Genomic DNA, 8,471 nt, shown 5'->3' on the forward strand with positions numbered 1-8,471 from the left:
GATGACCATCAACGGCTGGATCCAGATCGCGCTGTTCTGCGCGGTCGTCCTCGCGCTCGCCCGACCGCTCGGCGGCTACATGACCCGTGTGTTCACGGGTGAGCGCACCTTCCTCTCGCCCGTGCTCGTACCCATCGAGCGCGGGCTCTACCGCGTTGCCGGCATCAACGCCCGCCAGGAGCAGCACTGGCTGGCCTACGCTCTGTCCATGCTGGCCTTCCACGTGCTGGGCTTCCTCGCCCTGTACGTGCTGCTGCGTGTCCAGGCGGTGCTGCCGTTCAATCCGGACGGGCAGTCGGCGGTCGCGCCGGACCTCGCCTTCAACACCTCGACGAGCTTCGTCACCAACACGAACTGGCAGTCCTACGGCGGCGAGACGACGATGTCGTACCTCACCCAGATGCTCGGGCTGACCCACCAGAATTTCCTGTCCGCCGCCACCGGCATCGCGCTGGCCGTCGCCCTGGTGCGGGGTTTCTCGCGGGCCTCGGCCAACACGGTGGGCTCGTTCTGGGTCGATCTCACCCGCACCACCCTCTACGTGCTGCTGCCGCTCTGCATGGCGCTGACGCTGTTCTACGTCTGGCAGGGCATTCCTCAGACGCTCGGCGGCGCCGTCGAGGCGACGACCCTGGAAGGCGCCAAGCAGACCCTCGCGGTCGGGCCCGTGGCGAGCCAGGTCGCCATCAAGATGCTCGGCACCAACGGCGGCGGCTTCTTCAACGCCAACGCCGCCCACCCGTTCGAGAACCCGACCGCCCTCTCGAACTTCGTCCAGATCGTCTCGATCTTCGCCATCGGTGCCGCGATGACCAACGTCTTCGGCCGCATGGTCGGCGACGAGCGCCAGGGCTGGGCGATCCTGTCCGCCATGGGTTTGCTGTTCCTCGCCGGCACGGCGGTGGTCTACTGGGCCGAGAGCGCCGGCAGCCCCGTTCTCAACGCGTTCGGCCTGACCGGCGGCAACATGGAGGGCAAGGAGGTCCGCTTCGGCATCGTCGCCTCAGCGCTGTTCGCGGCCGTCACCACGGCGGCGTCCTGCGGTGCCGTCAACGCCATGCACGACTCGTTCACCGCCCTCGGCGGCATGATTCCGATGATCAACATGCAGCTCGGCGAGATCATCGTCGGCGGTGTGGGTGCCGGCCTCTACGGCATCCTGGTCTTCGTCATCGTAACGATTTTCGTGGCCGGTCTCATGGTCGGGCGCACGCCGGAGTATCTCGGCAAGAAGATCGAGGGCCGCGAGGTCAAGATGGCGATGCTCGCTATCCTGTGCCTGCCTCTGATGATGCTCGGCTTCACGGCGCTGGCCACCGTGGTCGCCGCCGGCCTCGCAGGTCCGGCCAATGCCGGCCCGCACGGCTTCTCCGAGATCCTCTACGCCTTCACCTCGGCGGCGGCGAACAACGGCTCGGCCTTTGGCGGGCTCACCGCCAACACCGCCTTCTACAACACGACGCTCGGCCTCGGCATGCTGTTCGGGCGGTTCTTCGTCATCGTCCCGGCGCTGGCCATCGCCGGGTCGCTGGCCGCCAAGAAGACGGTGCCGGCCTCGGCCGGGACGTTCCCGACCCATGGCGGCCTGTTCGTCGGGCTGCTCTGCGGCGTGATCCTGATCGTCGGCGGCCTGACCTTCTTCCCGGCCCTGGCGCTCGGACCCATCGTCGAGCACCTCGCCGGCGGCCTCGGCCAGACTTATCCGGTGGGGGGCTGAGATGCAGCACGCCATGCCTCTCCCCACGCAAAGACGCGCCGCGATGCGGCGCGCCCTGACCCGTCACCGCCTGCGGTCCCAACCCTGGCGCCGGATCGGACGCGACCGGGAGGACGTCCGGCTTTCGGACGTCATCCTCGCCATGCTCGGCCTGACCCTGCTCGGCGCGCTCGGCCTGATGGCCGGGGCCGTTCTTCTCGGACGCGCCCTGGCGCCCTGATCCCTTGGCACGGCGCGCTTCCGCGCCGGCCCCCAACGTCTCTCATCCGGACAACCGCAATGGCCCGCCCAAACTCCACCCGCCTGTTCAGCGCCGCCCTCGTCGGGCCGGCGCTCATCGGCGCCCTGACCAAGCTCGACCCGCGCAAGATGATCAAGAACCCGGTGATGTTCGTGGTCGAGGTCGTGGCTGCGCTCACCACGGTCCTATTTATCCGTGACGTCGCGACCGGCGGGGCGAACCTCGCCTTCTCCGGCCAGATCATCCTCTGGCTGTGGTTCACGGTGCTGTTCGCCAACTTCGCCGAGGCCATCGCCGAGGGACGCGGCAAGGCCCAGGCCGACAGCCTTCGGCGCACCCGCACCGAGACCATGGCCAAGCGCCTGAAGGGTACGGGCCGGGACTACGACACCGTGCCCGGCAACGATCTCAAGGTCGGCGACGTGGTCCTCGTCGAGGCCGGCGACATCATCCCGTCCGACGGCGAGGTCATCCTCGGCGTCGCCTCCGTCAACGAGGCCGCCATTACGGGCGAGTCCGCCCCCGTGATCCGGGAATCCGGCGGCGACCGCTCGGCGGTGACCGGCGGCACGCAGGTGCTCTCCGACGAGATCCGGGTGCGGATCACGGCGGCCGCCGGTTCGACCTTCGTCGACCGGATGATCGCCCTGGTCGAGGGCGCCTCGCGCCAGAAGACCCCGAACGAGATCGCGCTGAACATCCTGCTCGCCGGCCTGACCATCATCTTCGTCTTCGCGGTGGCAAGCATCCCGAGCTTCGCCTCCTATGCCGGCGGATCGATCCCGCTCATCGTGCTGGTTGCCCTGTTCGTGACCCTGATCCCGACCACCATCGGCGCGCTGCTCTCGGCCATCGGCATCGCCGGCATGGACCGCCTCGTGCGCTTCAACGTGCTGGCCATGTCGGGCCGGGCCGTGGAAGCCGCGGGCGACGTCGACACCCTGCTGCTGGACAAGACCGGCACCATCACGCTCGGCAACCGCCAGGCCACGGAGTTCCGCCCGGTTCGTGGCGTCTCCGAGCAGGACCTCGCCGACGCCGCCCAGTTAGCGTCGCTCGCCGACGAGACCCCCGAGGGTCGCTCCATCGTGGTGCTGGCGAAGGATAAGTACGGCCTCCGCGCCCGCGACATGGGAAGCCTCAACGCCACCTTCGTGCCGTTCACCGCCCAGACCCGGATGAGCGGCGTCGATCTCGACGGGTCGTCGATCCGCAAGGGCGCCGTCGATTCCATCATCGCGTCGGTGAGCCAGCAGCCGATGGCGACCCGCGGCTCCAGCGCGGCCCTGGCCTACAGCCCGGCCGTCGCCGACGAGACCGTGCGGGAGATCCAGGCCATCGCCGAGGACGTGGCCAAGGCCGGAGGCACGCCGCTTGCCGTGACGCGGGACGGGCGGTTGCTCGGCGTGATCTACCTCAAGGACATCGTGAAGGGCGGCATCAGCGAGCGTTTCGTGGAACTGCGCCAGATGGGCATCCGCACGGTGATGATCACCGGCGACAACCCAATGACCGCGGCCGCCATCGCGGCCGAGGCCGGCGTGGACGACTTCCTCGCCCAGGCCACCCCCGAGGACAAGCTGGCGCTCATCCGCAAGGAGCAGGCGCAGGGTAAGCTGGTGGCGATGTGCGGCGACGGCACCAACGACGCCCCCGCGCTGGCCCAGGCCGATGTCGGCGTCGCCATGAACACCGGTACGGTGGCGGCCCGCGAGGCCGGCAACATGGTCGACCTCGACAGCGACCCGACCAAGCTCATCGAGATCGTCGGCATCGGCAAGCAACTGCTGATGACCCGGGGCGCGCTGACCACCTTCTCCATCGCCAACGACGTGGCCAAATATTTCGCGGTTCTCCCGGCGATGTTCCTGGTGCTCTACCCCCAGCTCCAGGCCCTCAACATCATGGGTTTGGCCTCGCCCGAGAGCGCGATCCTGTCGGCCATCATCTTCAACGCTCTGATCATCGTCGTGCTGATCCCGCTGGCGCTCCGGGGCGTGTCCTACCGGGCGGTCGGGGCCGGCGCTCTCCTGCGCCGGAACCTGGCTGTCTACGGGCTCGGCGGCATCCTGGTGCCCTTCGTCGGCATCAAGGCCATCGATCTCACCATCACCGCCCTGCACCTCGTCTGAGCCGCCACGAACCGCCACATAGGAGCATGCCATGTTGAACCAGCTTCGCCCCGCCCTCGTCCTGCTGATCGCCCTGACGGCGATCACCGGGCTCGCCTATCCCCTCGCGATGACCGGCATCGCCGGGGCGATCTTCCCGGCCAAGGCCGCCGGCAGCCTGATCGAGCGCGACGGCAAGGTCGTCGGTTCCAGCCTGATCGGGCAGTCCTTTACCAGCGAGTGCTCCTTCCAGGGGCGCCCGTCCGCCACGAGCGCCGCCGACCCGACGGACGCCACCAAGACCGTCCCGTCGCCCTACAACGCCGCGAACTCCTCCGGCTCGAACCTAGGCCCGACGAGCGCAGCGCTCGCCGAGCGGGTGAAGGCGGACGTCGCCGCCCGCCAGGCCGAGAACCCGGATCGGCCGGTCCCGGTCGACCTCGTGACCACGAGCGGATCGGGCCTCGACCCGGACATCTCGCCGGAGGCCGCCCTGTTCCAGGTGCCACGCGTGGCCAAGGCGCGTAACCTGTCCGAGAACCGGGTGCGTTCCCTCGTGGAGGCCCAGGTCCAGGGCCGTCTCCTCGGCGTCCTCGGCGAACCCCGGGTGAACGTGCTCGCCCTCAACCTCGCCTTGGATGGCTTGAGCTCGAAGTAACATCGCCGGATGAGCATCCCGACCACGACGGCCCCGCGCCTCGATCCCGACCGCCCCTCGCCCGACGCCCTGCTCCAGGCGGCACGGCGCGAGGAGGGCGGTCGCGGCCGCCTCAAGGTCTTTCTCGGGGCGGCCCCCGGGGTCGGCAAGACCTACGAGATGCTCACCGTCGGCCGCGCCCGGTTCAAGGCCGGGGTGGACGTGGTCGTCGGCGTGGTGGAGACGCACGGGCGCGCGGAGACCGAGGCCCTGGTGGAGGGTTTCGAGGTCGTGGGGCATCGTGCGGTCGCGTATCACGGCACGGTCCTGGAGGAGATGGACCTCGACGCCCTGCTCGCACGCCAGCCGGCGCTCGCCCTCGTCGACGAGCTCGCCCACACCAACGCACCGGGCTCGCGCCATCCGAAGCGCTACCAGGACGTGGAGGAACTGCTCGACGCCGGCATCGACGTCTACACCACCCTCAACATCCAGCACGTGGAGAGCCTCAACGACGTCGTCGCGCAGATCACCCGCATCCGGGTCCGCGAGACCGTGCCCGACGGCATCCTCGACCGGGCCGACGACATCGAGGTGGTCGATCTCAACCCCGACGACCTGATCCAGCGCCTGCGCGACGGCAAGGTCTACGTGAAGGGCAACGCCGAGCGCGCCCTGAAGCACTACTTTTCGCGCGGCAACCTCACGGCTCTGCGCGAACTCGCCCTCCGAAGGACAGCCGACCGCGTCGACGACGAGCTCCTAAGCCACATGCGGGCCAACGCCATCGCTGGGCCGTGGGGCGCCGGGGAACGCGTTCTCGTCTGCATCAGCGAGGATCCGCGCTCCGCCGGCCTCGTGCGCCATGCCAAGCGCCTCGCCGACCGTCTGCACGCGCCCTGGACCGCCGTCACTATCGAGGGACCGCGCAGCCTGTCCCTCGACGAGGCCGCCCGCGACCGCATCGCCGACACCCTGCGCCTCGCCGACCGCCTCGGCGGCGATGCCGTGACCCTGCCGGGCGGGCGGCGCGTCGCCGACGACATCCTCGCCTACGCCCGCGCGACCAACGTCAACCACATCATCCTCGGCAAGGCCGACCGGTCCCCGCTGTTCGAGCTCCTCAACGGCTCGGTGGTGCACGATATCGTCCGGCGCTCGGGCACCATCAGCATCCACGTCATCGCCGGGGAGGCCGCGAAGGCTGAACCCGTCCCGCCGAAGACGGTCGCCACGGCGGTCGAGAAGCGCCCCGTCGAGATCCTGCCCTATGCCATCGGGCTCCTCGGCACGGGGGCGGCCCTCGGAATCGCACTGCTGGTCGAGCCCTATCTCGGCGTCGAGAACGCCGATCTCATCCTGCTGACGGCCATCGTCGCGGTCGCCGTACGCTTCGGGCTGGGGCCGTCGCTGTCGGCCGTCGTCGCGGCGTCGCTGGCCTACAACTTCTTCTTCCTGCCTCCGGTCTACACCCTGACCATCGCGGACCCGACCAACGTCGCCGCCTTCCTGCTCTTCACGGTGGTGGCGGTGGCCGTCTCGAACCTGGCGTCCCGCTCCCGCCGCGAGGCGGTGGTCTCGCATGGCAGGGCGCGTGCCACCGAACGGCTCTACGGTTTCAGCCGCAAGCTCGCCGGATGCGCGACCCTCGACGACGTGCTCTGGGCGACCTCGGCCCAGATCGCCGCCATGCTGAAGGTCCGGGTAGTCGTCCTGCTGCCCGATCAAGGGACGGTCTCGGTCCGGGCGGGCTTCCCCCCCGAGGACATGCTCGACGCGGCCGACCTCGGTGCCGCAACATGGGCGTTCGACAACGAGCGCCCGGCCGGGCGGGGCGCCGACACCCTGCCGGGGGCCAAGCGTCTTTTCCTGCCGATGCGCACGGGCCGCGGGATCGTCGGCGTGATCGGCCTCGACACCGATGGCACCGGACCGATCCTCTCGCCCGAGAATCGCCGCCTGTTCGACGCCCTGGCCGACATGGCGGCCCTGGCCATCGAGCGGGTCCGCCTGGTCGAGGACCTGGACCGGGCCGAACGCGCCGCCGAGACCGGTCGTCTGCGCCAGGCCCTGCTCACCTCCATCTCGCACGACCTGCGCACGCCGCTCTCCTCGGTGCTCGGGGCGGCAACGACCCTGCGCGACCTCGACGAGGCTCTGCCGCACGACGCCAAGGTGGACCTTCTCGTCACCATCATTGAGGAATCCGAGCGGCTGAACCGATTCATCGTCAACCTCCTCGACATGACCCGGCTGGAGGCCGGGGCGGTGGCTGCGAGCCTGGCCCCTCAGGATGTCGGCGAGAGCGTCGACACCGCCCTGCGCCGCCTCGGCGCGATCCTTGCCGGCCATCGGATACGCCTGGACCTCCCGACCGACCTGCCGGCCCTGCGCCTCGATCCGGTCCTGTTCGAGCAGGTGCTGGTCAACCTCCTCGACAATGCCGCCAAATACGCCCCCGAGGGCTCCACCGTCACCGTCAGGGGCGTCGTCGAACAGAGCCAAGTCCGGCTCCAGGTCCTCGACGAGGGAGACGGGCTGCCCGAGGCCGACGTGGAGCGGGTGTTCGACAAGTTCTATCGCGTCCGCAAGTCAGACAGCGTCCGGGCCGGGACCGGCCTTGGCCTCGCCATCGCCCGCGGCTTCGTCGAGGCCATGGGCGGTACGCTGACGGCTGCCAACCGCCGCGACCGCCTCGGCGCCGTCTTCACCATCCTCCTGCCCGTCCCCCCGGCGGGACACGTCCATTCGGATCTGGCGGCATGAGCATCAACATCCTCGTCATCGACGACGAGCCGCCAATCCGCAAACTCCTGCGCGTAGGCTTGGCCACGCAAGGCTACGAGATCGTCGAGGCGCCCAACGGACGGGCCGCCCTCGATGTCCTGTCCCGCGAGACGGTCGACCTCATCATCCTCGACCTCGGACTGCCGGACATGCGCGGGCACGACCTGCTCCGCGCCATCCGTAAGGATTTTCGCGACCTGCCGGTGGTGGTCCTGTCGAGCCGGGACGACGAGGCCGGCAAGGTCGAGGCCCTCGATCTCGGCGCCGACGACTACGTGACCAAGCCCTTCGGCATGGGTGAGCTCCTGGCCCGTATCCGTGCGGCCCTGCGCCATCAGTTGGCAGTCCAGGGCGAACGCGCCCTGTTCGAGGTCGAGGGCCTCAGCGTCGACCTGGTGCGCCGCCTCGTGCGGGTGCGCGGCGCGGACGTGAAGCTGACCCCGCGCGAATACGATTTCCTGCGCGTTCTGATCCAGCATGCCGGCAAGGCTCTGACCCACGCCCAACTCATGAGCCAGGTCTCGACCTCGTCCGACCCACAGTATCTGCGCGTCTACATGCGCCAGCTTCGCCTCAAGCTCGAGGCCGACCCCGAGCGTCCCAGCATCCTGCTCACGGAGACCGGCGTGGGCTACCGGTTACGGGCCCCGGACGATGAAAGCCGCGCCTGAACTCCCCTCCGTCGCATCGTCGCGAGGTCGACCGACATTCCTCGAATCGCCTTGAGGGATCGAATGAACGCCTTGCCGGATCCCGACTGCCCGTGACCGAGCCTCACCGAGTGACCATCGACGAATTCCTGTCGCCCAGCCATGTCGCCGTCGGTGTTCGCGTCGGTGGCGAGGCCGCCCCGGTTCGGGCACCCGGCTATCGCCCTGACCGACCGGCTGCTCGCCGACGTGTTCGGCATCACGGTCCGGCGCGGGGTCGCGCCGGACGGAACACCCTACATGCTGCCCTGGAGCCGTTCAGGGCCCG

At 69.4% G+C, this 8,471-nt stretch carries 6 protein-coding genes; all 6 read left to right on the forward strand.

What is annotated here, in order from left to right:
* The first annotated feature begins 1 nt into the window (after position 1).
* From kdpA to MKK51_RS05100, 6 genes are read left to right on the forward strand one after another with little or no spacing between them, the layout of a single operon-like run.
* Positions 2-1,717, forward strand: a complete 1,716-nt coding sequence (gene kdpA, locus MKK51_RS05075; protein WP_243975393.1) for a potassium-transporting ATPase subunit KdpA — start codon at positions 2-4, stop codon at positions 1,715-1,717.
* Positions 1,718-1,760: 43 nt separating this feature from the next.
* Positions 1,761-1,937, forward strand: a complete 177-nt coding sequence (locus tag MKK51_RS05080; RefSeq protein ID WP_243975395.1) for a hypothetical protein — start codon at positions 1,761-1,763, stop codon at positions 1,935-1,937.
* 59 nt (positions 1,938-1,996) lie between these two features.
* Entirely contained in the window at positions 1,997-4,090 is a 2,094-nt protein-coding gene (kdpB, locus tag MKK51_RS05085; RefSeq protein WP_243975397.1) for a potassium-transporting ATPase subunit KdpB, read from the forward strand.
* A gap of 31 nt (positions 4,091-4,121) precedes the next feature.
* A complete protein-coding gene (locus MKK51_RS05090; protein ID WP_243975399.1) occupies positions 4,122-4,727 on the forward strand; it encodes a K(+)-transporting ATPase subunit C in 606 nt (201 codons plus the stop codon).
* A gap of 9 nt (positions 4,728-4,736) precedes the next feature.
* A complete protein-coding gene (locus MKK51_RS05095) occupies positions 4,737-7,472 on the forward strand; it encodes a sensor histidine kinase (RefSeq protein WP_243975401.1) in 2,736 nt (911 codons plus the stop codon).
* Positions 7,469-8,164: a response regulator transcription factor gene (locus MKK51_RS05100; RefSeq protein WP_243975403.1), complete on the forward strand. Its 696-nt coding sequence runs from the start codon at positions 7,469-7,471 to the stop codon at positions 8,162-8,164. The genes MKK51_RS05095 and MKK51_RS05100 overlap by 4 nt, the downstream gene beginning before the upstream one ends.
* The last annotated feature ends 307 nt before the right edge of the window (positions 8,165-8,471 follow it).

Source organism: Methylobacterium sp. E-045 (genome assembly GCF_022829685.1).
GTDB lineage: Bacteria > Pseudomonadota > Alphaproteobacteria > Rhizobiales > Beijerinckiaceae > Methylobacterium.